The following is a 24,303-nucleotide window of genomic DNA, read 5'->3' on the forward strand; positions in this document are numbered from 1 at the left end:
AGACTTTCTAGGCGGTCCTCGCCGCTATCGCTTCGACTTCCACCAACGCCCCGGGCAACGGCAGAGCCACAACCTGTAAGGCAGTACGCGCGGGTTTGTTCGGCTGCTCAGGCGTTCCGAAAAATTGCGTGTAGCCGGCCTGCAGGCCCGCGAAGTCGAGCCTGCCGCCGGTTTCTTCGGCGCCCACCAGAAAAATCCGCAGTTGCACGATGTCGCCCAGGTCCAGGTCCTGCTGCCTGAGGATGGCGCGCAGCTTGTTGAATACCGAAACCGCCTGCACTTCGGTATTGCCGTAGGCCGCAGGTGTTCCGGGCTGAGCATGAGGGTTGGCAAGGTCGGGCAAGGTGCCGCTGATGAACACCAGACTGGCGGAGGCTGGAACGGTCACGGTTTGCGAGATGGGGAAATCGCCGACGCTGGTGCGTTGAATGCTGTCGCTCATGGATGTTGCTCCTTGGAGGATGGATTTTCGGGAATGGGTACAGCGTCACACCGCAATCGCTGCGGTGTGACGCTGCTGAACTACCTGTTCAGCCAGTTGCGCAACCACATGACGTGCCGAATTGGCGGCTGATTCCTGCCAGATGCCGACGCCGCTCTGCACCAGACCATCGCCGGCGAAATACACCCGGCCGTGGCCGGCTTCAAGCAACGCGCTGGCGTCGGCCGGGAAATGCTCGCGTTGCAGCCATGGGCCTTCGCTGAACGGGATCTGCTCCCAGGACACTGCCAGCGGATGGCGCAGGTGCCTTGAATAACCTGGATGCAAAAGCTCAACGGCCTCGCGTGAGGTGGCGTGCTGCGCCTCCAGAGGCAGCTTGCCGAAGGCTGCGGCGCCCTCGCCTGTCACGTAACCGGCAACCAGCAGGCCTTCGGCGGTATTCAGGTCGTTGCTCGGGTACCAGAGCAGGCGCGCCGGGTGTTCTACCCAGGACAGTCCGCCGTAGGTGCGGTAATCGGTTTCCCAGAACCGTGGCGATTGCCAGGCCACTTTGGTCGCCTGATCGTTGCGCGTACTCAGCAGCGCTGTCTTGATAGGGTCGCTGAAGTCGGTGTCCAGCTCGGCCAGCAACGGCAATGGCAGCGTGGAGACCAGATAGTCGGCATGAGACACCTGTTCGCGGCCACTGCGTTGATCGTGCCAGGTAACGGTCACACCCTCCGGGTGCTGACGAATGCTGTTTACCCTGGCGCCGAGCTGCACCTGCCCGGTCAGGCGCTGGTAGAAGGCATCGGTAATGCGGTCCATGCCGCCGACCGGTTGGAACATCGTGGCCGAAAACTCGGGAAATTCGGTGTGCAGCAACGCGCCCCAGAGCTCGGGATGCAGCAGCCGCTCCAGCGTCAGCGGAGCGACGCTGCCCGGCAGCGCCCCCGGATGGCTGGCCGATTCAAGATGCCCGGCACGGAGGCTGCCTTCGTACGTCAACTCCTGGGACAAATCGCCATACACCTGCAGAAAAGCCAGCAGGCGGCTTCGTTCTTCGGCGCTCAGCAGATCGTCCAGCGCATCGCGCTGCACAGCTTTAGCCAGCAACCCTGAGACGTGGCCACGGGCGTCGTTGATCGCCTGCCCGGCAGAGAACGCCGGTCGATTCAGGTCCGGACGCACTTGCGCGCCGTGGCTGCTGTTGACCAGCACCTCCAGCGGCACGCCCAGTTCGCTGCAGTAATCGAGCAGGGTCCGATGCTGACTCGGAATTCGGCCAGGTCCTGCGTTGAAATAAACGCCTTGATCGAATGCCACCGTCTGCGAGCGACCGTCCTTGTAGTCCACACGGTCGCCATTGCGCAGGGTCCAGGTTCGGCCACCCACCCGGTCGCGGGCTTCGAGCACCTGCACGTCGAACCCGGCCCGTTTCAGCTCCAGCGCTGTCACCAGCCCGGCAATCCCGGCGCCAAGCACAAGTACGCGGGTGCCCTGCCCCAGGTCCTTTTGCAGTTTCAAGGGCTGGGGTCTCCGGTGGGACGATGGCCCCAGCCCCAATACGGCGAGCGCATCCTTGACCGCCTTTTCGCCGCCCACGGCAGCGAGGCTTGAAAGCGCTTCACGTCGAGTCAATCCCATCTTTATTGCTCCCTGATAGATGTCAGTCCGGAAGACCGGGCGGGTTGATCAGCGACGTGTCGATGCGCTCCACATCCAGGCCCCAGCGCTTGAGGACCTGATCGTATTGGCCTCCGGCAATCGCGCCCTCCAATGCTGTATTGATCGGTCGAACCAGCCCGTTGTCCTTGCGGGTGGTCACGGCGATGTCGGCTTTCAGCGGCCAGCCGCCATTGACCACGCCGACGCGCTTGATGCCGCCGGTGATCGCCGCTGAGTAGGCATAGATCGAGTTGGGACCGAACAGCGCATCGCTGCGTCGGGACTGTACGGCCAATTGCGCGGCGGCCTTATCGTCGAAGTACTGCAGGATCGCGGGCGCAATACCGGCCTTTTCGTTGGCTTCGTTCCAGGCCAGCAGGACCTTTTCCTGATTGGTGCCCGAACCGACGATGATCTTCAGGCCGGCTATGTCTTTGGCCTCCTTGATCTCGGTGATCGGGCTGGTGCTTTTGACGTAAAAGCCCAGCACGTCCTGACGATACGTCGCGAAGTCAAAGCGCTTCTTGCGCGCTTCGGTCACGGTGACGTTGCTGATGACCGCATCGTATTTGCCTGAGCTGACACCCAGCGGCCAGTCCTCCCAACTGGTCTGTACCACATTCAACTGCAGGCCCAGGCTGTCGGCCACCAGTTGCGCGGTGTCGGCTTCACTGCCGATGGTGGTCTTGTCATCATTGGCCAGCAGTGCCAACGGCGGCCCCGCAGTGCCCGAGACGGCCACCGTGAACTTGCCGGGCTGGGCGAACTTGAAACCTTGCGGGATCTGCGCAATGGCCGCTTCGTTGCGCGGTGCGTGGATGCGCGGCTGGTCAGGGCTCAGGTCGAACTTCGGGGCGCCGGAAGCATCCTCCTGCGCTGCAAATGCGGGCAAACCCGCGCTGACGGCGAGTGCCAGCGCGGCCACTCGGACGGTATTCACTAACATGGGCTATCACTCCTTCGATCAGGCAAACGGGTTCACAGCACCTTGCCCAGAAAGGCAGCGGTACGTGGATGGCGGGGACGCAGAAAAACCTGTTCCGGGGGGCCCTGTTCGATCAACTGACCGTCGCAGAGAAACACCACGTGATCGGCCACTTCTCTGGCGAAACCGATTTCGTGGGTCACGATCACCAGCGTGACGCCCAGGCGGGTCAGGCCCTTGATCACGTCCAGCACCTCGCCGACCAGCTCGGGATCAAGCGCCGAGGTGGGTTCATCGAACAGCAGCACCTTGGGGTCGAGGGCCAGCGCACGGGCAATCGCAACCCGTTGCTGCTGCCCTCCGGAAAGCTGGCGTGGATAGGCATCGAGCTTGTCGGCCAGCCCGACTTTTTTCAGCAACGCCAAGGCGTTGGTTTTGGCCTCGGCCTTGTTCCAGCGCTGATGGGCCAGCGGTGCCTCGGCGATGTTTTCCCAGACCGTGAGGTGCGCAAACAGGTTGAAGTTCTGAAACACGAAACCGACGTCAATGCGGCGCTTGAGAATCTCACGCTCCTTGAGTTCGTACAGCAGATCGCCCTTGCGCCGGTAGCCAACGTACTCACCGTCGATGGTGATATGGCCGCTGTCGACTTTCTCCAGATGGTTGATGGTGCGCAGCAGCGTTGACTTCCCGGAGCCTGACGGTCCGAGAATCACCGTGACCTGACCCGGTTCGATGCTCAGGTCGATGTCCTTGAGCACCTGCTGACTGCCAAAGCGCTTGCCGACGCCTTGAATCTCGATGCGTCCGGCCCGCAGGTTCGGAGTGACGCTCACGGCTTCAGTCATGGGCGCTCTCCTTGAACCAGCGACGCACTCGTTGCAGCGGCGTGGGCGGTAAAACGCGAGCCGTGCCCCGGGCGAAATAGCGCTCGACGTAATACTGCGCGCTGGTGAGGACGGTGGTAATGATCAGGTACCAGACTGTGGCGACGATCAGCAGCGGAATCACCGCCTGGGTGCGGTTGTAGATCACCTGCACGGTGTAGAACAGTTCCGGCAGCGCCAGTACGTAGACAATGGAGGTACCTTTGACCAGCCCGATGATCTCGTTGAAACCGGACGGCAGAATCGAGCGCAGCGCCTGAGGCAGAATGATGCGCAGGACCCTGCGGGACGCGGGCAGCCCCAATGCCGCTGCCGCTTCATGCTGGCCGGCATCGACGCCGATCAGGCCGCCGCGAATGATTTCAGCCGTGTAGGCCGCCTGCATCAGGCTCAGCCCCAGCACCGCAACAGTGAACTGGCTGAGCACGTCGACCGTCGACCACTGGGCGATCACCAGATCAGTGAGCGGCACGCCTATCACGATGTGGTCGTACAGGTAGGCGAAGTTGTAGAGGATGATCAACACCAGCAGCGCAGGCATGGAGCGAAAGAACCAGATGTAGCCCCACGCCAGCGCGGCCAGCAACGGGGAGCCGGAGAGACGCGCCAGCGCGAGCCCCGTCCCGAGCAGAATGCTGAAAACCGTACTTAAGAGGGTCAATAAAAGCGTCTGTGCCAGGCCGCGCAATACCGACGGCGAGAAGAACCACTGACCGAAAACGCCCCACTCCCAGCGCGGGTTGCTCGCCAGCGAATGACCGATGGCCAGCAGCACCATGGCCGCAAATATCGACCCGGCCCATCGCCAGGGATGACGGGACGGGACCACCCTCAGGGCCTTTATGGTTTCAGGTCTGGCTGCCGGTCTGGCCTGGCGCTTTGGTATCGGGTAATGACCCGCGTCATCGATGAGGTCAAAGGGTTTGGCGACTATAGGCATGGACGGTTCCTCGCACGCATGTACATCTCAGGCTGTTGTTTGGGGTGTGGGTCTGGGGCGATTCAGAACGCATAGCTCAGGCGGGTGTAGTAGTAACCACCCGTGAAGCCGAAGGGCGAATAGGTGCCGTAACTGCTGACCATGGTGCTGCTGGGCACACCCTGCTTTTTGGGATAGATGTCGAAAAGGTTCTTGGCACCAATGGCCACGTTCAGGGTTTTGGTGAGGTCGTAGCCCAGGTCCAGGTCGGTGATCCATTTGGCGGCGTAGACACGGTCCAGCGAGCGGTCGCTGGAGGCGTTGACCTCTTTGTAGGCGCCATAGCGTGTCAGGGCCAGATTCAGGTTGAAGCGTTCGATGCGCCAGTCGCCGCCCAGAATCAGCTTGGTCTTGGGCTGAACGCCCGTGATCAGGTTGCGCGCCTCACGGTCCATCAACTCGTAGGAGGTGGCCAGGATCGACGTGGACTCCTTGTAGTTGAGGATCTGCGTCTGATTCCAGTTGAAGGCAGCCGTCCACTTCAAAGAGCCGTACCGGCCGAGGTCCTGACGGTAGTTGCCGACCAGATCCACGCCTTTGGTGCGGGTGTCGGCGCCGTTGATGAAATACTGGCCGCCGGAGGTTGAGTTGATGCCGTTGTTGAGCAGCACCTGGGTCACTTCATCACCCAGCAAGGTTCCGGTCAGGGTGATGCGATCACGCAGGTTGATCACGTAGGCATCGGCCGTCAGGCTCAGGCGCTCCGTCGGCGTCAGGGTGAAACCCAGGCTGAAGTTGGTGGACCGCTCTGGCTTGAGGTCCTGTGCGCCGAGGGCTTTTGCCGCGCCCGATCCGACCGGCAGAACGCCGTAGTTGATCGACTGGTAAGTGCCGTCGACGATGCCGTAAGTGGTCGAGCGAGCGCTGAACAGGCTGTTGGCCAGCGACGGCGCACGAAATCCGTTGCTTACCGTGGCGCGCACGGCAAATTGCGGGGTGAAATCATAGCGGGTGGTGAGCTTGCCGCTGCGTGTACCACCGACGCCCTGGTTGTAATGCTCGTACCGCAGCGCCGTGCCCAGATACCACTCAGGCAACGGATTGAATCCCGCGTCGACATAACCGGCGACGCTATTGCGCGAGGTGCTGCTGGCTTCGTCAGGGGAAATGCCATTGGTGACCTGCGCCCCCGACGACGCGCAATTGCCTGGCGCAACGCAATAACCGCCGTCGGCGTAGGAAGCCCAGTCGCCCTCTTGCACCTCATAAGTCTCGCGCCGATGCTCGAAGCCGTAGGACAGGTCCAGCGGTTTCTGCAGGCCGATGTCGAAACCGCGCTTGAAATCCAGATTGGTGGTCAGCTCGCTGGCAATCCAGGTGCCTGAGGTGAAGCTGTTGGGCGTCGCCTCGCCCAATGAGGGATTCTGGTTGTGCCAAGTGCCCTGCTCCGCCTCGTTACGGCCATAAGTGCTGGACAGGTCCCAGTCCCACTCACCCAGGGTTCCCTTGCCGCCAAATGCCGCCTGAATATCGTCCTCTTCGATGTACCAGGTCGGTGCATAGCCGGCGGGATAACCGTTCGGGCTGGTCGTAATGGTATTGGTGATGGTCGGCAGACGAAAATTCTGACCCTGTTCGCCCTTGCGGTGCGAATAGGTGGTGAAGGAATACAGGCTCAGGCTGTCATCGACTGGCAGTTCGGCGTTGTAGCCCAGGGTCAGCAGGTTGGTCTTGGGTGTGCCATAGCCGCCGTAGGTGCTCTTGCCCGCCTGGCCAAGTGCCTGCTGTTCGGTGTAACCGTTGGCGGACGCCTTGTTGTCATCGTTCTGGCTGCGGGCGTCCAGTGCCAGTTGCACGATGCCACCGTCGCCGATCTCGAAGCCCTTGTTCAGGCTCTGCTGAACGGTCTGTTTTTTACCGTCATAGCCGATACCGGCGTTGGTTACCGACGTTGCGCTGGTGTCGGCCTTTAAAATCACATTGATCACACCGGCGATCGCGTCCGAGCCGTATTGGGCCGCAGCGCCATCGCGCAGCACTTCGACATGGTCGATGGCGCTGATCGGAATGAAGTCCAGATCGGCAGGCGCAGCGCCGGTATTGATCCCGTTGATGTTCAGGGTGGCGCTGGTGTGGCGGCGCTTGCCGTTGACAAGAACCAGCACTTCAGCGGCACTCAACCCGCGCAGGTTCGGCGCGCGGGCAATGCCACTGGCGTCCCAGCCGGTTTTCTCCGGCAGGGTCAGCGACGGAATCACCGCGCTCAAGGCTTCCATCAATCCGGGCTTGCCGGTGCTCTGCAATTGCCGGGCACTGACCACATCTATGGGCACCGCGCTGCTGGTCACCGTGCGTTGCCCGGCGCCGCGATTGCCGGTCACGACGACCGCCGACAGCGTGCTGTTTTCGCTGGCGGGCGCACCTTGGGCCTGACTACCGTCTGACAGCAGTGCGCCGCCGATGGCGACGGCCAAGGGGCTGAAGCCCATGAGCGAGACCCGGCTTCGGGCGTGTTGTATGACTCGTTTCATGTCCACTCCAGAATGGCCGTCATCATCGGCCATGCTTCCAGCTCGCGCGGTCGGGTACTTGCGCCGTCACCTGAACAGCGCTCTCTATAAAGTTGCTTGGTGGAGGACGTCCTTTGCCGCGTACACGCGCAACGCGCACGACAGCCTGAGGTGCTCAGCCGTCGAAGCTATGCAGGAGGCGGAGCGCCGGAAAACAGCAAGATGGGTGCAGGACGCACAGGACTGGTAGCGCTGAACATGAACAGCGAATGACGAGGGTGGAAAAGCAACATACGTCGAACTCCCTTCCAACGACTCTGCTACAGGGATCAGCGGTGATCACCCTGTCATGCCGCGCAGTTTTTGGCGGTTGGCCGTGGCTGCGTTCTGCGGCATGGTGCGCAGATTCTTGATCGCGATTGGTACCATCCGGGGTAAGGGGTAGGCCGTAGAACTGCAACATAACGGAATGAATACTGAAAATATAATTCTATTTATGTATAAGCTAATATTATTAATATTCATCATGTATGCATATTAATATTATATTTTCTGCATTTGTCTTGGGTATCGGAAGGCGGTTACAACGGCCGATCGCGAGTAACAGATGTGCGTCATGTGTCGGTTCCGGGACAGCTATATGACGAGCGGCATTTATTAATCAGGGTAGCCGCCGATAAGCGCCGAAGTGACTCAGCAACATAAAACCATCGCGCTAGACACTTCAAAGGCTCGTATTCGCATGACCAGAACCCTGAAATTCAGCCACAAGATTCTGTTGGCTGCCTCCCTCGTCGTCATCGCGGCGTTCACATCGTTCACGTTTTACAACGACTACCTGCAACGCAATGCTCTGCGCGCGCAATTGAAAGAAAACCTGAACCAGACAGGTGACAGCACGGCGGGCAACATCCGCAACTGGCTTTCAGGGCGGATCCTGCTGGTGGAAAATCTCGCGGAGAACGCAGCCGTTCCTCAATCGAGCGAGGCGCAGAATATTGCCCTTGGCCAGCCGACTCTGCTTTCTACATTCATGAGCATTTACGTGGGCAAGAAAGACGGTTCTTTCAGCACCCAGCCTCCTGACGATATGCCGGGTGACTATGATCCCAGAACCCGGCCCTGGTACACCGGCGCCATCGCAGCGGGCAAGACGACGCTCACCGAGCCCTATCTCGATGCGGTCACCAAGGGCCTGATCGTCACCATTGCAACACCTGTCAAATCCGCGTCGGGAGTGTCAGGCGTCGTCGGTGGAGATTTGAGCCTGGAAACTCTGGTAAAAATGATCAGTTCGCTGCGCCTGCACAACGATGGCTACGCATTTCTGGTCGATGCCAATGGTCGCATTCTGGTCCACCCTGACGCTTCACTGGCCATGAAAACGCTGGCTGAAGTCTATCCGGTCAGCACACCCGGACTGTCTCAGGAACTCAGTGAAAGCGAATTCGCCGGCAAGAACCAGATTCTGACGTTTGCTCACGTGAACGGGCTGCCCTCGGTCGACTGGTATGTCGGCGTGGCGATGGACAAAAGCAAAGCGTATGCTGCGCTGAGCGAGTTCCGAAACTCGGCAATCGTGGCCACGGTCATCGCTGTGGTGCTGATCATCGGTCTTCTCGGGATGCTGCTGAGTGTGCTGATGCGCCCGCTGAACCTGATGGGCCGTGCCATGCATGACATCGCCGCAGGCGAAGGCGACCTGACCAAGCGTCTGGTCATTCAGAGCCAGGACGAGTTCGGCTACCTTGGCAATGGTTTCAATCTGTTTGTGGAGCGTATTCACGACTCCATGCGTGAGGTCGCGTCTTCCACAACCCAGCTCAACGAAGTCGCACTGAGGGTCGTGAGCGCATCGAACTCCTCCATGCTCAACTCCGATCAGCAAGCCAATCGCACCAGCAGCGTGGCGGCGGCCATTAACGAACTGGGCGCGGCCGCCCAAGAGATCGCACAGAATGCCGCACGGGCCTCGGGCCATTCGAGCGATGCCCGTACCCTCGCCTCCAATGGACAGGAAGTGGTGGGCAAGAACATCGCTGCAATGAACCGCCTGTCGTCGCGGATCAGTGGCGCCAGTGACGAGATAGAAGCACTCAACACGAAAACGGCCAACATCGGTCAGATTCTGGAAGTGATCACCGGCATCTCTCAACAGACCAATCTGCTGGCCCTGAATGCCGCAATTGAAGCCGCGCGCGCCGGCGAGGCAGGACGAGGCTTTGCCGTGGTCGCAGATGAAGTGCGCAGCCTAGCCCATCGCACCCAGGAGTCTGCCAGTCAGGTGCAGGAAATGATCGAGCAATTGCAGTCCGGCGCTCGGGAAGCGGTTGCAATCATGACCGACAGCCAGCGTGAAAGCATCGAGACGGTCGGCATCGCCAATCAGGCCGTTGCCAGTCTTGAGAGCGTCAGTGTGCGCATCGGTGAAATCGACGGCATGAACCAATCGGTGGCCACAGCGACCGAAGAACAGACCTCAGTGGTGGAAGCCATCAACGTTGACATCACCCAGATCAATACCCTGAACCAGGAAGGCGTGGAAAACCTCAACGCAACGCTGCGCGCCTGTACTGATCTGGAACGACAGTCGGCCCGTCTGACACAACTTGTGGGAAGCTTCCGCATCTGACATCGAACCGCGCCTTTCGCAATGCGCCGCTGACTTGGCCGGAACTCTCTCGGCAATCGCTGTTCTAGAACCCTTCGCCGATGCGCGCATGCCATCGGCGTTTTTGGTTTGGTAATCCTTAAAAACGGAGCGACGCATGTCGATTCAGCAAAAAAACGGGCACGTTCTGCCCGCGCGCGCCGCTGGCAAAATGGAAGCGGCCATGGCCGTGGGCAGCTTCGCCATCGGTACGGGCGAGTTCGCAATCATGGGCCTGATGCCTGACATCGCCAATAATCTGCACCTGAGCGAACCTCAGGTCGGGCATGCCATCAGCGCCTACGCCCTTGGTGTGATGGTAGGCGCCCCGCTGCTGACGATCCTCGGCGCCAAACTGTTGCGCAAACACATGCTGTTGTTGCTGATGGCGCTCTACGCGATTGGCAACGTGGCCACGGCCTTCACGCCGACCTTTGGCAGTCTGGTGGCCTTCCGTTTCATCAGCGGCCTGCCTCACGGAGCCTACTTCGGTATCGCTGCGGTGGTGGCGTCCAGCATGGTGCCGGACAACCAACGGGCTGGCGCGGTGGCGCGGGTGATGATGGGCCTGACGCTGGCGATGTTGTTGGGTAACCCGATTGCGACCTTTCTTGGTCAGTTCTTCGGCTGGCGTTCGGCGTTCGCGCTGGTGGGCCTGATTGCCCTCTGCACCATCGCACTGGTTTGGCAATTCGTACCGGACCGTCATGACGAGCCGCGCAGCGATCCGCGCAAGGAACTGGGTGCTTTCACCAAGCCGCAGGTGTGGATGGCGCTGGCCATCGGTGCCGTAGGCTTTGCCGGGATGTTCTGCGTGTTCAGCTATCTGGCACCGACCATGCTCGAAGTGACGCGCGTCTCACCACAGTGGATTCCTTTCGGGCTGGCGGCCTTCGGTGTGGGCGGCATCATCGGCAACGTCGCAGGTGGCAAGCTGTTCGACCGCATGCAGTTCAAGGCTGTTGGCGTGCTGCTGATCTGGTCGATGGCGGTCCTGCTGTTCTTCCCGTTCGCCGCCGGTTCGCTGTGGGGCGTACTGCTCGGCATCGCGCTGGTCGGCACCATGGTCGCGCTGGCCGCACCGCTGCAGATTCGTCTGATGGACATCGCCCACGAAGCGCCGAGTCTGGCTGCGGCCTCCAACCATGCTGCGTTCAACCTGGCCAATGCATTGGGTCCTTGGTTCGGCGGCATGGCGATCACCGCGGGTCTGGGCTGGACCAGCACGGGTTATATCGGCGCAGGCTGTGCGCTGGCCGGTCTGGGTATTTACCTGATGGCGCGACGCATGAAGGGTGGTGAATAGACACGGGCGGCTGAACAGCAGCTTAAGAAGCGTCGATCTACACGCCAGCGAATCGTTAAATGTCGGATGATCGGCCTTCAACGATTCGTTTGCTGCCTGTGAGGACATTCTTTTGCGTCGATCGCTGCTGCAGGGTATGGCCTTGTGTTGCGCCGTTCTCGTCACACCTTCGCTGTTGCAGGCTGCCGAGCATCCCGACGGTTTTGCAAAAGATGTCACAGGTGGCGGCAGTGCTGCCGCTGTGCATCCTGCGACGCTTGATGAACTCAAGCAGGCGTTGTGCAGCACGTACGATCATCGTGGTCATTGCACAGACGCCACACCACGCGTAGTAGTGCTGGACCGCACTTTCGATTTTCGTGGCAGCGTTGTGGCAAACGGCAGTGCTACCACCACGGAGACCGGCTGCATGGTCAACGCCTGTCCCAAGGGTGGAGCGCAACTGGCGCTCAACGGGGCAAACAACTTCTGCCAGTCCAGGCCGCCTGCCTCCGTGACCTATGACAACGCCGGGTTGCAGCGCTTGAAGATCGGTTCAAACAAGACGTTGGAAGGCGTGGGAAAACAGGCAGGCATTCAGGGGATGGGCCTGTTCATCGGTAGCGGTGTCCACAACGTCATCGTTCGCAACCTCACCTTGTCCGACATCAATGCGCAGGTAGTCTGGGGCGGCGATGCGCTGACCATCGACGACGCAGACGGCGTCTGGATCAACCACAACACCTTCGCGCGCATCGGCAGGCAGATGATCGTGACCGGTTTCGGCGCGGCGTCCCATGTGACAATTTCCGATAACGAATTCGACGGGCGTACGCCATGGTCCTCGACCTGCGACGGCCATCATTACTGGGTGTGGCTGTTCCTCGGCAGCCATGACACGTTGACGCTGGCCCGCAATTACGTGCATGACACCTCAGGTCGCGCGCCACATGCGGGGGGCATGCACGATGCTGCGGTCATCGCTCAGTTGGTCAACAACGTGTTTGCTCGCATGACCTATCAGGGCGCAATCATGTCGCGCACGCCCTCCTCGCAATTGCTGGTCGAAGCGAACGGCTTCGAAAGCGTGACACACCCTATGTTCAACGATACCCAGCAGCCGGGCACCGGGTTCGCCCTGTTCTCGACCGCTGCCGCTGCATCTGTCGATGACGAATGCCAGCGCACCCTAGGCAGAGCGTGCGCCGCCAACCTGCAACAACTGAGCGGCGACGATTATCGCCCGCAAGACGACGCAGTGCTTGAAGCGTTCGCGCCCTACCGTCAATACCTCGTGACGCCCTTGTCTGCCGAAAAAGCATTGGCGCAAGTGCCCCTGCACGCCGGTGCGGGCAGGGACTGATTTCGATTCCAAATGCCGAGAGTACGCCTGATGCCTCGTTTGATCTGGATGCTGTGCTGCGCTTTTTGTTGTCTGGTCGGTCTTGCCGGCGAGGCACAAAGCGCATCCTTCGGGTTCGTTCGAACCCCGCCGCGGATTGTCGTGGACACCGGTAGTCAGTTGGTCTTCAGCGTGGACGAGCGCAACGGCGATCTGGTTTCCATGCGCTACCGGGGTCAGGAATTACAGACCCGCGAGCCCAAAGCGTCGCAGATTGCATCAGGCCTGGGCGCGGCGCAGGTGGATGTCAGGACCGTCGGAGATGTGATCGTGATCAGCGCCCACGCGGGCGATCTCACGCAGTACTACATGGCGGTGAAAGGCCGCGATGCAATTTACATGGCGACGTACGCACCCACCTTGCTGCCGGTTGGCGAGTTGCGATTCGTTGCGCGCCTCGATGTCGGCACGCTGCCCAAGGCCGATCACGGAACCGATTCCAACGTCGGCACAGCGATTGAAGGCAAGGATGTGTTTTTGCTGCCGGACGGACGCACCAGTTCAAAGTTCTATTCGGCACAGCCCATGATTGATGACCCCCTTCACGGCGTGAAAGGACCGGGCGTGGCTGTTTATATGCTCATGGGCAATCGCGAGCTCAGTTCGGGAGGTCCGTTTTTCAAGGACATCGCCACGCAGAAAACCGTAAAGACTCACGAGTTGTACAACTACATGTTTTCCAACCATACCCAGACCGAAGCTTACCGGGGCGGTCTGCACGGTGCGTATGGTCTGCTGTTTACCCAGGGAGAAGCACCGTCGGCCGTGCTGACCAACCTGGATTTTCTGAATGGCACGCTGGGGCTTAAAGGGTTTCTGAGCAGCGCTGAGCGAGGTTCGGTGTCAGGCCATGCCTCGGGAGCTGTCCAAGGCACGTCGGTTGTGGTTGGCCTGAGTAATGACACGGCAGAGTATTGGGCTCGAACCTCCACAACAGGTGATTTCTGTTTGGCCGATGTTCGTCCGGGCCGCTATCGATCGACGCTTTACCAGAACGAACTGGACATCGCTCACAGCACGCTAGACGTGTCGGCTGGTCGCGTCACACAAACCAGTTTGCACGCCGAGCCGCCTTCGGGCCGAGTGAAATGGCAAATCGGCCTGCCCGATGGAACGCCCGCAGGCTTTCGTAACGCAAGACTTCTGCCCTCGGCTCATCCGTCCGACGCGCGGATGGCACCCTGGACCACTGGGAAGTACACGGTCGGAACAAGCACCCTTGCCGACTTCCCGGCCGCACAATGGCGCGACATCAACAGTCCGGCCCGGATCGACTTTGTGCTGGGCGCCAACGAAGTGCACGACTACCGGCTGCGCGTGCTCCTATCACTGGCTCAGGCTGGCGGACGTCCGCAATTGAGTGTCAACGGCAGCTGGCATGCACCGGTGCCTGCTGCGTCGGTGCAGCCCGACAGCCGTGGGATCACCCGTGGAACCTGGCGTGGCAACAACGTGCCGTTCGAATTCGACATTCCGGCGTCTGCGCTGCACGCGGGCACCAATACTCTCGAGATCGGCGTTGCCTCCGGCAAGTCAGGCACGGGCTTTCTCAGTCCGGGCTTTGTCTATGACAGCGTGCAACTGGTTGAATAAAACCAGTAACCGCACGCATCTGCCTTGATCGTTCATGGCTTCTCCGATGAGATACACAGATCAATCGAAACGGTGTCCAGACGATCACGTTGCAGGGTCGATAGACTCTGTAGTGTTTTTTCATAAACGGCATCGGCAGTGTCTTTCAAGCGCTGCCACTCCTGCAGGGTGATCACCTCGCGCAGCACCAGCTCGTCCGCCCGACGGATGAGGGTCTGATAAAAGTCGTCGGGAAGATCCAGGCGATAGGTATCGTCTTCCAGTAACAGGTGCCATGCCTTGAGTTCCATCTGCTTGTCGTTTCTGGTCATGGTTGCGCCTCCTGAGCCTGTTTTTATCGGCCGGGAAGTGAAAATAGGGACCACGGGCCACGAACCCGCGGTCCGTTGGAGGTCAGTAGCGATAAACAGCCGCAGCGCCCGTCTCACTGGGCATCGAGCGCTCAGGCGGGAGGACGATGACCTCCCCGCCATGCTGCATGACGGCCAGAATCATCTCGTCCAGCACGTCATCCGCACTGGGATCGTCGCCGCTCCGAATCGCAAGATCGCCACTCATCCCGTCCATAACGCCATTCACTGTGCGTTCGGCTTCGACCAGCAGCAGGGCCACCCTGCCCTCGGTGGCGGCCCGGGCGATGTCCGGCAATTCGTTTGCGTTCAGCCGCTGTCCCACGGCTCTTTCGTAACGCCCCAAGGCCTCGTTGAGCCTGTCATCGTGTCGCACGCCGATGAGTTCTCCACAAGCCGCCGTCAACTGCGCCGCTGTAAGGGTTGCGGGATCCTGCTCGACGCCCTCGGGAAGCAAAAATGGATTGCGACTTTGCGTCCTGAATACCGCCTGGTTTTCAGGCAGTGCCACCAAAACAAGCGGCAGTTTCGAGACACGCGAACAGTGTTCGGTGATCTTGCGGTCGACGATGCGGAAAAACCGTTCCCGGTCGAGGTTGATTTCCTCCTGCTTACCGCTGCCCCCCGACTCATGCATCATCGGATCACCGCGTTCGCCGCCGCCGCTGAAGCCGTCCGGATGACCTCGCTGATCACGAGGGGTCAGGTCTTCGCCCAACGCCTCGTTCTGATTCGTCGGTACCGCCTCCGGCAGACTGATTTCCTGCAGGCTCTGCATCGATCCTTCGTAGACACGCACACTGTCGCGCGACAGACAAAGGGCCTGATAGCGGTCGGTCATCGGCGCTAGGCGCAACAGGGGTTTCAGGTAGGGATGGCTGTTGACCACGGCGGTTTCAGCCACCGCCTTGTGCAGGCCCACCACCATGAAATGTTCAAGCCCGCCAAAAATTGCGATGCCTTCAGGGCAGGTATTCCAGAAAACCTGATCGTCGATCAGCGCCTGGAACGGGGTGATCAATGCCTGCTTGGCTATCTGCGGGTAGTGGCGCTCCAGCAGGGTTTCCAGCTCCTTGATCAGATTTTTCAGTCGAATCGGATCCTGAGTACGCTGCGGAAAGGTTCGATGCGTTGGCATGTACACACTGAGATTGGGACGTCCCGCCAATTCCAGAAGCGTGTCCAGGGTCTGCCGGGTAAAGGGTTGAATCTGAACCATGACGACCTCCTAGTCTTTGGCAAGACGAGACTGTTTCGCGAGGAACTCGTCTTCCAGCATGGCATCGATCTCGGCGGCCGAGTCCTCATGCACAACCGGAGCGGTCAGATGCCCGGTTGACTCGACTTTCGTAGACAGCTTGCCCACAAGGTGTTCCAGCGCATGGCTCATTTTGCGTGCAGCGCCGGCAACAGCCAGATCCAGACTGTCCGCCTTGTGGGTGACGGAAAGCGGCGTATGCCCCTTGGGTCGCGCTTCTATCTGGCAGCGCTTGTCCTGGGCTCCGGCTTTCTGTGCGTTGACGTCGCCTACGTGAATCTCGATCCGGGTCAGCAGATCGCTATAGCGCTCCAGTTCGTCAACGACTGTGCTGCCGACCCACTCCTGCAGCTCTGCGCTGCCTTCGATGTGATTACTGTCCACCTGAACTTGCATGTGATTATCCTCCGACACCGGCGCCCCACTGCGCCTGTGCCAGTAGAAATATCAGGCAGCCGATCGGTTCCTGAAAAAGGATAACCGGTCAGTCGGCAGTGCTCAGGACATGACGGTGCGCTTCAACGCCTGATGCCAGTGTTCATAGAGTTCAGGCACTGCATTGCGCCTGGGCTCGTAGCGCTGACGAGGTCTTTCAAGGCTTGCCAGCGCGTCTTCATCCGGCCACCAGCGAAGCGCGAAACCTGCGAGATGCGCTGCGCCGATGGCGGAGACCTCAGGAGACAGGCTGCGGATAACCGGACGTTGCAACAGGTCCGCCTGAAACTGCATCAGCCACTCGTTGCGCGTGGCGCCGCCATCGACCCACAGTTCGCCCAGCGGGTCGGGACTGTCCTGTTCCATCGCGTCGAACACATCGCGAATCTGGTAGGCAATGGCTTCCAGCGTCGCGCGCAGGATGTGCGCCCGGCTGGAGGCTTCAGTCAGTCCGCAGATCAGCCCGCGAGCCTGGGAATTCCAGTGAGGCGCACCCAGGCCGCCGAGTGCCGGAACGAAATACACACCGCCGTTATCCGGCAACGCTGCCGCCTCGGCCGCCAGTGCGTCAATGTCGTCCGCCGCACCCAGCAAGCGTGCAGCCCAGCTCACTGCGCCGCCGGTATGCACGATATTGCCTTCCAGCGCATACGTTGGCGCTTCGATTTGCCAGGCAACGGTTGTGGCCAGTCCTGCACTTGAGCCCACCTGTCGGGCCATGGGCGTCATGAGCGAAGAACCCGTGCCCAGCGTGGCTTTCACCAGGCCCGGCGTAAATCCGCCCTGACCGAAGAGCGCCGCATGGGAGTCCCCGATCATCGACATGATCGGTATACCCGCAGGCAACGATCCATGCGCCGCCGTCTCGCCGAACAGGCCCGCGCTCGGGCGGATGTCAGGCAATGCCGCCAGCGGAATATTGAAAACATCCGTCAACGCAGCGCTCCACTGACAGGTCCGCAGGTCCATCAATTGCGTACGCGCTGCATTGGAAGCGTCCGTGGCGAAGACCTTGCCACCGGTCAACTGCCAGAGCAGCCAACTGTCCACGGTGCCCAGGCATACCTCACCGTTCGCCGCCCTCGCCTGCCCATCCGGCAATTGATCGAGAATCCAGCGCATCTTTCCTGCTGAGAACATCGGGTCCAGAGCCAGCCCGCTGGTTGAGCGGATCAGTTCGGCATGACCTTGCCGGGCCAGTTGCTCGCAGAAGTCATCGGAGCGGCGACATTGCCAGCTCACAAGCGGCGAAACGGGGTGGCCGGTTTTTCTGTCCCAGGCCAGAACCGACTCGCGCTGGTTGCTGATGGCGATGGCGGCAAGCGGCGCCGTGGTCTGGGCGATGCAGTGTTCGATGGCCGCGAGCATGGCGTGCCAGATCCCGGTCGGATCCTGCTCCGCATAGCCGGGCCGGGGATGGGAAACGCTCAGTGGCTGCGACGAGCGAGCAACCACTTTGCCGCTGCGATCGACAAGGATCGCCTTGGCATTGGTGGTGCCTTCGTCCAGCGCCAGAATCAGGGGGTCGAGGGAGGCCATCGCGTGCTTCCTGTTGTTATTGTTGTTGTGTGTCTTGATGAACGGACAAGCCGTTCAGCTTATTGCAACAGCGCCGTCGCCGCCGCAACAATCCCGGCCGCATCGATCTGATGCCTGGCACGTGTCGGCGAACGGCCGCCGGCCGAGGCGTATTCGCCGTCCTGAATGCCCAGCCGAACCAGCGCAATGCCCAGTCCCGCTTCAGCCAGTACTTCTGCCACGATGCTGCCGGCACCGCCATTGACGTTGTGCTCTTCCACCGAGACCACGGCGCGAGTGGCGCACAAGGCCTGGAGCAAGGCATCACGCTGTAGCGGGCGGATGGACGACAGGTTGATGACCTGCGCGCTGATCCCCAGTTCTTCGAGGCGAATCGCTGCGTCAACGGCCTCATGAACGACCGAACCCAGCGCGACAATGCTGACGTCGTGTCCCGTTTTCAAGATATCGACCTGGCCAGGCACGAATCGGTAATCGGCCTTATGCAGGGCGGGCAGCGCCTTGCCGTCCAACCGGATGTAAACCGGGCCGTCATAGGCAATGGCGTAATCGACGATCTGCCTGCATTCCTCGCCGTCCGCCGGCGCAAAAATCTGCACGTTACCGAAGCCGCGCATGACCGAGATGTCGTCAATGCTGTGGTGCGTGCTCGCCAGCGGGCCGTAGCTGGTGCCTGCGTTGAGGCCGAACATCTTGACGTTCGAGCGGTTGTAGCAGACGTCCACCTTCACCTGTTCATTGGCCCGGGAGATCAGAAACGGCGCGGCGTTGCAGGTGACGGCAACCTTTCCTGACAGCCCCAGACCTGCGGCAACACCCACCAGTGTCTGCTCGGCAATGCCTACGTTTACCAGGCGATCAGGAAAGCGCTTCATGAACGGACCGATCTTGGCCGTCGATGTCGAATCGCTGACCACCGGGATCAGGTCGACACCGTTATCCACGGCATTGATGAACGCCTCGACCATGACCGAAGCCAGATGCGCTTCTGGCGCTACAGTGTGTTCAGTGGACATGATCAAGCTCCTTCAATGCGGCTTCGATTTCGTCACCCTTGGGTACGCGGTGATGCCATTCGGGCTTGTCCTCGATGAACGAAACGCCTTTGCCTTTCACCGTGTTTGCAATCAGGACCTTGGGGCCTCCGGACTGCTGCAGCATGGCTTCCAGCGTCTGCACCAACTGGGCGACGTCATTGCCATCGCACTCGCTGACCTGAAAACCGAAGGCACGCCATTTGTCCGGCAAAGGCTCCAGGGGAAGAATCTCTGCAGTTCGACCGGCGAGCTGCAACTGGTTGTGGTCGACGATCACGATCAGGTTATCCAGTTGGTATTTGGCAGCCGTCAACGCCGCCTCCCAGTTGGAGCCTTCACCCAGCTCGCCATCGCCAGTCAGTACGAAGACATGCTTGCGGCTGCCGGACTTCTTGGCGGCAATGGCAATGCCGCAGGCCACAGGCAAACCGTGCCCCAGAGCGCCGGTGTTCAATTCGATGCCTGGGGTTTTCTGGCGCACCGGATGCCCCGGCAGGTGTGAGTCGAAGTGCTGGTAGGTGTCCAGCCACTCGGCAGGGAAATACCCCGCTTCTGCCAGGCAGCAGTAAAGACCGCCGACACCGTGCCCCTTGCTCTGGATATAGATATCGCGGTCCGGATCGCCGAGCGTTGCGGGCGACACGTTGAGCAACCGGAAATACAGCGTCGCAAGGATATCGGTCTCGGACAGGTCGGCCCCGGTGTGTCCCCCGGCTGGCGACTCGGCGTTCAGCTTGATGATCCTGCGCCGGATCGCCTGGGCAGTTGCGCGAATTTGCAGTACTTCATAGCGGAATGGATTCATCTCGATCCCCTGGTTGTGACCTGGACGCAAACCGGAAAATCGAGGCTGCGCCATTCTCGAATAATTATTCATCTATGAGAATATATTTGTATTTAGAGCCTAATCCGTTCCGTCGTCAATCCCTTCTGTCGACCTTTGGGTCGACCTGCCGCACATCCTCAAAGCGAAGAAAGCACTTGACATCCAAGAGCCACAGCGGGAGTCTGATTTAAAAATCACGTACGAATAATTATTCCGGCGTGCCAAATAACAACAACAAAACCCAGGAGAAGCCCGTGGACGCAAAAGCCCCGATTGGCTCGATCCCACCCAAACCCCTCACCCGCCTGGCACTGCGCCTGCCTCAGAACGTAGGCGGTCCGCTGATCGGGCTTGCGCTTTTGATCCTGGCGTTTTCGTTCACTTCCGAATATTTCTTCTCGGTCCGCAACGCCCTCAACATCCTCGACCAAGTCACTGTGCTGGGCATTCTTGCCATCGGCATGACGGCGGTGATTGTCATCGGCGGGATAGACCTGTCGGTCGGATCGGTGCTGGCGTTTTCCATGATGTTGCTGGGCTGGCTTTATCAGGATGTGGGCGTACCGATGGGCTTTGCCATACCGCTGGCCATCCTGGGCGGCATGGTCTGTGGCCTGATCTCCGGAACGCTGATCGCCAAGGCCCGGCTGCCCGCCTTCATTGCGACGCTGACCATGATGTCGGTCGCGCGCGGGATGGCGAATATCCTCACTGACGGACGCCAGATCGTCGGTTTTCCCGACTGGTTCACCAGCCTCGCCACTCAGCGTCACTTTGGTTTTCTGTCTGCAACCGTCGCGCTGTTTCTGGTGATGCTGGCCGTGGCCTGGGTCTACCTGCGCTTTCGGGCGGGTGGTCGCAGTCTGTATGCGATTGGCGGCAGCGCTGAAGTCGCGCGCCTTTCAGGCATCAAGGTCAAGAAAATCACCCTGTGGATTTATGCGTTGAGCGGTGCACTGGCCGGTCTTGCAGCCGTGGCCATGGCCGCGCGGCTTGATTCGTCGCAACCGAGCGCCGGGCTGACACTGGAGCTCGATGCCATCGCAGCCGTGGTCATTGGCGGCGCCAGTCTCAGTGGCGGTGTCGGCAGCATCGGCGGCACGCTGGTCGGTGTGCTGATTATCGGTGTGCTGCGCAACGGCTTGAACCTGCTGGGCGTCTCGCCGTTCGTGCAACAGGTGGTGATAGGCGTGGTGATCGCCCTGGCGGTGACGCTGGACACGCTGCGCCGCCGCGCCAACCAACGTTGATTTGAATGCTTTGCGATTTCTGTTCCCTGACCGCATTACACAACAAAAACAATGGAGAACCGCTATGTTCGCGCCAAAAAAGCTGTTGCTGGGCAGTCTGTTCGCGGCTGTCACCCTTGCCACAACGGGCCAGGCCTGGGCTGAAAACCTCACCGTCGGCCTGGCTGTCGCCAACCTGCAGGCCGACTTTTTCAATCAGATCAAACAGTCGGTCGAGGCCGCTGGCAAGGAGAAAGGCATCAAGGTCATTACGGTCGATGCTCAAGGCAACTCGGCCACGCAGGTGAGCCAGGTTCAGGACCTGATCACGCGCAAGATCGACGCCCTCATCTATATTCCGGCAGGCGCCACCGCCGCCGGGGTTCCGGTCAAGGCGGCCAAGGCAGCAGGTATTCCGGTCATCGCGGTGGATCGCAACGCGCCTGACGCGCCGGGTGACACCTTCATTGCCAGCGACAGCGTCGCAGCCGCCCGTACGCTGGCCGAATACGTCGGCAAGGTAACCGGCGGCAAAGGCCGGGTTGCCATTCTTCAGGGGCAGATCGGCACCTCACCTGAAAACGATCGCGCCAAAGGCTTTTCCGAAGGCCTCAAGAAATTCCCCGACCTGAAAGTCGTCGCCGAGCAACCCGCCGAATGGGCGCAGGACCGTGGCTTCGCCGTCGCTCAGGACATGCTCCAGCGCGATCCGAACATCACCGTGTTCTTCGGCAGAGCCGACGCTATGGCACTGGGCGCTGCCCAGGCAGTGAAGGTCGCTAACCTGGAGCAGCCGGTGACCATCGTGGGCTTCGACGGTGATGTTGCGGGCCTCAAGGCGGTTGCCAATGGCACGCTGTCGGCCACCATGACCCAGCAGGCGCAGAAGATGGGCCGTCTGGCGCTGGACTCGGCCATCGCGCTGAAGGAAGGCAAGACCGTGCCCAAGGAACAGTTGCAGGAAGCGATTCTGACGACCAAGGAAAACGTGGCGCCTTTCATCGCCAACCATCCTTGATTGGCGAGCACCTCTCAAGGTGTCGATCAATCCAGTCACTGCCGGGGAGAGCCCATGTCTGCCACCGCAATAGATCAATCGCAGCCTGCACCCAGGCTCAGCCTGCGCAACATCGGCAAGAAGTACGCGGCCATCGAGGTGCTTGCTGACATCGACGTCGATATCTACCCGGGCGAAGTGCTTGCCTTGCTCGGCGAGAACGGTGCGGGCAAATCCACGCTGTCTTCGATCATCGCCGGTCTCGTTCCGCCCGAGGCTGGCGGTTCGATGACCTGGCAAGGCGAAGCCTATGGGCCCGCCTCTCCCGGTGCTGCGCTGGATTCAGGTATCGGGCTCATCCATCAGGAGATACGTCTGTTGCCGGAACTGTCGATTGCCGAAAACATGTTCGTGGGGCGTCTGCCGACTCGCTTCGGGCGTGTCGACAGAGCCTTCATGGAAGCCGAAGCGCAAAAGCAGCTGGATCGTCTGGGGCTGAAGGTTTCGGCGACCCGCAAGGTTGCAGGTTTGAGCGTGGCGGCACAGCAACTGGTCGAGATCGCCAAGGCGCTGACCCTCAAGGCCAGCCTGCTGATTCTCGACGAGCCTACCGCGGCACTGGGCGGTGAGGAAACCGAAAAGCTCTTCGCCCAGGTCGACCGGCTGAAAGCCGAAGGTGTGTCGTTCATCTATATCAGCCACCGAATGGAAGAAATTGCCAGAGTGGCAGACCGGATACTGGTGTTGCGCGATGGTCGGCAGGTCGCCGTCCATGCCACCGCGCAGGTGCCGGTCCGGCAACTGGTCGCGGAAATGGTCGGCCGCAGTGTCGACCGGATCTTCCCGGTGATGAAACCGGCCCAGTCAGAGGTCGTGCTGACGGTCAAAGACCTCAAGTGCCGGGAAATGGAATTTCACGATATAGACTTCTCGGTCTACAAAGGTGAGGTGTTCGGTATCGCAGGCGTCGTCGGGGCTGGCAGGACCGAACTGGTCCGGGCCATCGCGGGCGCGGCCGAGCACATCACCGGCACGCTGATCCTCGACAATCATCCTCAAAACTTCGAGTCACCGCACGAAGCAATCCAGGCCGGGATCGTTCTGGTGCCGGAAGATCGCAAGCAGCAAGGCGTGGTGGTGGATCACGCCATCGAAGAAAACCTGATCTATGGCAATACCGACCTGCTCCCGGGCCAGGGATGGATTTCTCCGTCCGGCTTGAGGGAGTTCGCGCAGAGGGCCGTCTCGCGGATGGGCGTCAAAGGCCTGCCGGAACAGACGATTTCCTGCCTGTCCGGCGGCAATCAGCAGAAAGTGATCATCGCCAAGTGGCTCGCCCGTAACCCCAAGGTGTTCATTCTCGATGAGCCGACCCGAGGCATCGACGTCGGTGCCCGTGCGGCAATCTATGAGGTGATCGCCGAACTGGCCGCTAACGGCATGGCCGTGATTGTGGTGAGTTCCGACCTGGATGAGGTGCTGGGTCTGGCCAGCCGGGTCATGGTCATGAGCCGGGGCCGCCAGATGGGCATTCTGGACAAAGAGAACGCCACGCCTGTGGCAGTGATGGAACTGGCGACAGCCTAGGAGCCGATTTATGCGTCTGTTTGATTTGAGTGGACAAACCGCCTTCGTCACCGGTGCCGGAAGCGGCATCGGTCAGGCCATCGCGATCGGGCTGGCTGAAGCCGGCGCCAATGTCGCGTGCTTCGACCTCCCCGGCAGTCGGGACATGTCCAGCACTATAGAAGGCATTCAGCGTCATGGCCGCAAGGCGTTGGCACTGGAAGGCTCGGTGACCTCGCCCGAGGAGCTGGACGCGGCAGTTGCCCGCACCGAACAGGACCTGGGTGCGCTCAGCCTGGCGGTCAACGCCGCCGGGATTGCCAATGCCCAGCCCGCAGAAACACTGGAGTTGAGTCGCTGGCAGCAGATGCTCGACGTCAACCTGACCGGCATCATGCTCAGCTGTCAGGCGCAGGCCCGTGTGATGCTGCCGCGTCAGCGCGGATCGATCATCAACATTGCCTCGATGTCCGGGATCATCGTCAATCGTGGCCTGTTGCAGGCCCACTACAACACGTCCAAAGCGGGGGTTATCCACCTGTCCAAAAGCCTGGCGATGGAATGGGCGCAGCGCGGCGTGCGAGTCAACAGCATCAGCCCCGGCTATACCGCCACGCCCATGAATACCCGGCCGGAAGTCGCCGATCAGGTGAAGATTTTCGAAGAGACAACGCCGCTGGGCCGCATGGCCACGGTCGATGAAATGGTCGGGCCTGCCATCTTTCTCTCCAGTCAGGCGGCGTCTTTCTGCACCGGCATCGATCTGGTCGTGGACGGTGGTTTCGTCTGCTGGTGAGCCGCAGTGC

The 24,303-nt window shown here is 60.6% G+C and carries 20 protein-coding genes and 1 pseudogene; 9 read left to right on the plus strand and 12 right to left on the minus strand.

What is annotated here, in order from left to right:
• Positions 1–7: 7 nt before the first annotated feature.
• The 6 genes from AO065_RS17275 to AO065_RS17300 form a co-directional block, all read right to left on the minus strand.
• Entirely contained in the window at positions 8–442 is a 435-nt protein-coding gene (locus AO065_RS17275) for a RidA family protein (RefSeq protein WP_004882278.1), read from the minus strand.
• A 45-nt stretch (positions 443–487) separates the two neighbouring features.
• On the minus strand, positions 488–2,068 hold the full coding sequence (locus AO065_RS17280) for a flavin monoamine oxidase family protein (protein WP_032650962.1): 1,581 nt from the start codon (positions 2,066–2,068) through the stop codon (positions 488–490).
• A gap of 22 nt (positions 2,069–2,090) precedes the next feature.
• On the minus strand, positions 2,091–3,035 hold the full coding sequence (locus AO065_RS17285; protein WP_004882276.1) for an ABC transporter substrate-binding protein: 945 nt from the start codon (positions 3,033–3,035) through the stop codon (positions 2,091–2,093).
• Between the two features lie 32 nt (positions 3,036–3,067).
• The gene (locus AO065_RS17290; protein ID WP_004882275.1) at positions 3,068–3,862 is read right to left on the minus strand and encodes an amino acid ABC transporter ATP-binding protein; all 795 of its coding nucleotides are present in this window, start codon (positions 3,860–3,862) and stop codon (positions 3,068–3,070) included.
• Entirely contained in the window at positions 3,855–4,841 is a 987-nt protein-coding gene (locus AO065_RS17295) for an amino acid ABC transporter permease (protein ID WP_032650960.1), read from the minus strand. Before AO065_RS17295 ends, AO065_RS17290 begins: the two co-directional genes overlap by 8 nt.
• Before the next feature lie 62 nt (positions 4,842–4,903).
• The gene (locus AO065_RS17300) at positions 4,904–7,309 is read right to left on the minus strand and encodes a TonB-dependent receptor plug domain-containing protein (RefSeq protein ID WP_004882273.1); all 2,406 of its coding nucleotides are present in this window, start codon (positions 7,307–7,309) and stop codon (positions 4,904–4,906) included.
• A 763-nt stretch (positions 7,310–8,072) separates the two neighbouring features.
• Between AO065_RS17300 and AO065_RS27880 the strand changes: the two are divergent.
• The 5 genes and pseudogenes from AO065_RS27880 to AO065_RS17320 all read left to right on the plus strand — a co-directional run.
• A pseudogene (locus tag AO065_RS27880) lies at positions 8,073–9,107 on the plus strand (HAMP domain-containing protein); the annotation flags it as partial.
• A gap of 90 nt (positions 9,108–9,197) precedes the next feature.
• Complete coding sequence (locus tag AO065_RS27885) at positions 9,198–9,962, plus strand: methyl-accepting chemotaxis protein (RefSeq protein WP_407072047.1); 765 nt, start codon at positions 9,198–9,200, stop codon at positions 9,960–9,962.
• 136 nt (positions 9,963–10,098) lie between these two features.
• Positions 10,099–11,286: an MFS transporter gene (locus tag AO065_RS17310; protein WP_004882270.1), complete on the plus strand. Its 1,188-nt coding sequence runs from the start codon at positions 10,099–10,101 to the stop codon at positions 11,284–11,286.
• A gap of 136 nt (positions 11,287–11,422) precedes the next feature.
• Complete coding sequence (locus AO065_RS17315) at positions 11,423–12,628, plus strand: pectate lyase family protein (protein WP_032650988.1); 1,206 nt, start codon at positions 11,423–11,425, stop codon at positions 12,626–12,628.
• Positions 12,629–12,658: 30 nt separating this feature from the next.
• The gene (locus AO065_RS17320; RefSeq protein ID WP_004882267.1) at positions 12,659–14,260 is read left to right on the plus strand and encodes a rhamnogalacturonan lyase B N-terminal domain-containing protein; all 1,602 of its coding nucleotides are present in this window, start codon (positions 12,659–12,661) and stop codon (positions 14,258–14,260) included.
• Positions 14,261–14,292: 32 nt separating this feature from the next.
• Here AO065_RS17320 and AO065_RS17325 read toward each other — a convergent pair whose 3' ends face one another.
• The 6 genes from AO065_RS17325 to AO065_RS17350 all read right to left on the minus strand — a co-directional run bounded on the left by AO065_RS17325 (position 14,293) and on the right by AO065_RS17350 (position 19,684).
• The gene (locus AO065_RS17325; protein ID WP_004882265.1) at positions 14,293–14,571 is read right to left on the minus strand and encodes a hypothetical protein; all 279 of its coding nucleotides are present in this window, start codon (positions 14,569–14,571) and stop codon (positions 14,293–14,295) included.
• An 82-nt stretch (positions 14,572–14,653) separates the two neighbouring features.
• Positions 14,654–15,829 (minus strand): baeRF3 domain-containing protein, encoded by a 1,176-nt coding sequence (locus tag AO065_RS17330; protein ID WP_004882263.1) that lies wholly within the window; start codon positions 15,827–15,829, stop codon positions 14,654–14,656.
• A gap of 9 nt (positions 15,830–15,838) precedes the next feature.
• Entirely contained in the window at positions 15,839–16,264 is a 426-nt protein-coding gene (locus AO065_RS17335) for an HPF/RaiA family ribosome-associated protein (RefSeq protein WP_004882259.1), read from the minus strand.
• Between the two features lie 102 nt (positions 16,265–16,366).
• Entirely contained in the window at positions 16,367–17,842 is a 1,476-nt protein-coding gene (locus AO065_RS17340) for an FGGY family carbohydrate kinase (RefSeq protein ID WP_004882257.1), read from the minus strand.
• 59 nt (positions 17,843–17,901) lie between these two features.
• Entirely contained in the window at positions 17,902–18,858 is a 957-nt protein-coding gene (locus AO065_RS17345) for a transketolase family protein (RefSeq protein ID WP_004882254.1), read from the minus strand.
• A complete protein-coding gene (locus tag AO065_RS17350; RefSeq protein ID WP_004882252.1) occupies positions 18,848–19,684 on the minus strand; it encodes a transketolase in 837 nt (278 codons plus the stop codon). Before AO065_RS17350 ends, AO065_RS17345 begins: the two co-directional genes overlap by 11 nt.
• 275 nt (positions 19,685–19,959) lie before the next feature.
• On the opposite strand from AO065_RS17350, the gene AO065_RS17355 reads away from it, so the two are divergent.
• The 4 genes from AO065_RS17355 to AO065_RS17370 all read left to right on the plus strand — a co-directional run bounded on the left by AO065_RS17355 (position 19,960) and on the right by AO065_RS17370 (position 24,293).
• A complete protein-coding gene (locus tag AO065_RS17355) occupies positions 19,960–20,955 on the plus strand; it encodes an ABC transporter permease (RefSeq protein WP_004882249.1) in 996 nt (331 codons plus the stop codon).
• 64 nt (positions 20,956–21,019) lie between these two features.
• Positions 21,020–21,952, plus strand: coding sequence for a sugar ABC transporter substrate-binding protein (locus AO065_RS17360; RefSeq protein ID WP_004882246.1), 933 nt, complete (start codon positions 21,020–21,022; stop codon positions 21,950–21,952).
• A 54-nt stretch (positions 21,953–22,006) separates the two neighbouring features.
• Positions 22,007–23,518 carry a sugar ABC transporter ATP-binding protein gene (locus AO065_RS17365; protein WP_004882245.1) on the plus strand — a complete coding sequence of 504 codons (1,512 nt, stop codon included), beginning with the start codon at positions 22,007–22,009 and terminating at the stop codon, positions 23,516–23,518.
• 10 nt (positions 23,519–23,528) lie between these two features.
• A complete protein-coding gene (locus tag AO065_RS17370; RefSeq protein WP_004882243.1) occupies positions 23,529–24,293 on the plus strand; it encodes an SDR family oxidoreductase in 765 nt (254 codons plus the stop codon).
• The last annotated feature ends 10 nt before the right edge of the window (positions 24,294–24,303 follow it).

The sequence above is a fragment of the Pseudomonas viridiflava genome (genome assembly GCF_001642795.1).
Classification (GTDB): domain Bacteria; phylum Pseudomonadota; class Gammaproteobacteria; order Pseudomonadales; family Pseudomonadaceae; genus Aquipseudomonas; species Aquipseudomonas viridiflava.

What these genes read in the sequence shown, in the direction of transcription:
- AO065_RS17275 (WP_004882278.1), bottom strand. Translation starts at nt 442, where the DNA reads ATGAGCGACAGCATTCAACGCACCAGCGTCGGCGATTTCCCCATCTCG.
- AO065_RS17280 (WP_032650962.1), bottom strand. Translation starts at nt 2,068, where the DNA reads ATGGGATTGACTCGACGTGAAGCGCTTTCAAGCCTCGCTGCCGTGGGC.
- AO065_RS17285 (WP_004882276.1), bottom strand. Translation starts at nt 3,035, where the DNA reads ATGTTAGTGAATACCGTCCGAGTGGCCGCGCTGGCACTCGCCGTCAGC.
- AO065_RS17290 (WP_004882275.1), bottom strand. Translation starts at nt 3,862, where the DNA reads ATGACTGAAGCCGTGAGCGTCACTCCGAACCTGCGGGCCGGACGCATC.
- AO065_RS17295 (WP_032650960.1), bottom strand. Translation starts at nt 4,841, where the DNA reads ATGCCTATAGTCGCCAAACCCTTTGACCTCATCGATGACGCGGGTCAT.
- AO065_RS17300 (WP_004882273.1), bottom strand. Translation starts at nt 7,309, where the DNA reads ATGGGCTTCAGCCCCTTGGCCGTCGCCATCGGCGGCGCACTGCTGTCA.
- AO065_RS27885 (WP_407072047.1), top strand. Translation starts at nt 9,198, where the DNA reads ATGCTCAACTCCGATCAGCAAGCCAATCGCACCAGCAGCGTGGCGGCG.
- AO065_RS17310 (WP_004882270.1), top strand. Translation starts at nt 10,099, where the DNA reads ATGTCGATTCAGCAAAAAAACGGGCACGTTCTGCCCGCGCGCGCCGCT.
- AO065_RS17315 (WP_032650988.1), top strand. Translation starts at nt 11,423, where the DNA reads ATGGCCTTGTGTTGCGCCGTTCTCGTCACACCTTCGCTGTTGCAGGCT.
- AO065_RS17320 (WP_004882267.1), top strand. Translation starts at nt 12,659, where the DNA reads ATGCCTCGTTTGATCTGGATGCTGTGCTGCGCTTTTTGTTGTCTGGTC.
- AO065_RS17325 (WP_004882265.1), bottom strand. Translation starts at nt 14,571, where the DNA reads ATGACCAGAAACGACAAGCAGATGGAACTCAAGGCATGGCACCTGTTA.
- AO065_RS17330 (WP_004882263.1), bottom strand. Translation starts at nt 15,829, where the DNA reads ATGGTTCAGATTCAACCCTTTACCCGGCAGACCCTGGACACGCTTCTG.
- AO065_RS17335 (WP_004882259.1), bottom strand. Translation starts at nt 16,264, where the DNA reads ATGCAAGTTCAGGTGGACAGTAATCACATCGAAGGCAGCGCAGAGCTG.
- AO065_RS17340 (WP_004882257.1), bottom strand. Translation starts at nt 17,842, where the DNA reads ATGGCCTCCCTCGACCCCCTGATTCTGGCGCTGGACGAAGGCACCACC.
- AO065_RS17345 (WP_004882254.1), bottom strand. Translation starts at nt 18,858, where the DNA reads ATGTCCACTGAACACACTGTAGCGCCAGAAGCGCATCTGGCTTCGGTC.
- AO065_RS17350 (WP_004882252.1), bottom strand. Translation starts at nt 19,684, where the DNA reads ATGAATCCATTCCGCTATGAAGTACTGCAAATTCGCGCAACTGCCCAG.
- AO065_RS17360 (WP_004882246.1), top strand. Translation starts at nt 21,020, where the DNA reads ATGTTCGCGCCAAAAAAGCTGTTGCTGGGCAGTCTGTTCGCGGCTGTC.
- AO065_RS17365 (WP_004882245.1), top strand. Translation starts at nt 22,007, where the DNA reads ATGTCTGCCACCGCAATAGATCAATCGCAGCCTGCACCCAGGCTCAGC.
- AO065_RS17370 (WP_004882243.1), top strand. Translation starts at nt 23,529, where the DNA reads ATGCGTCTGTTTGATTTGAGTGGACAAACCGCCTTCGTCACCGGTGCC.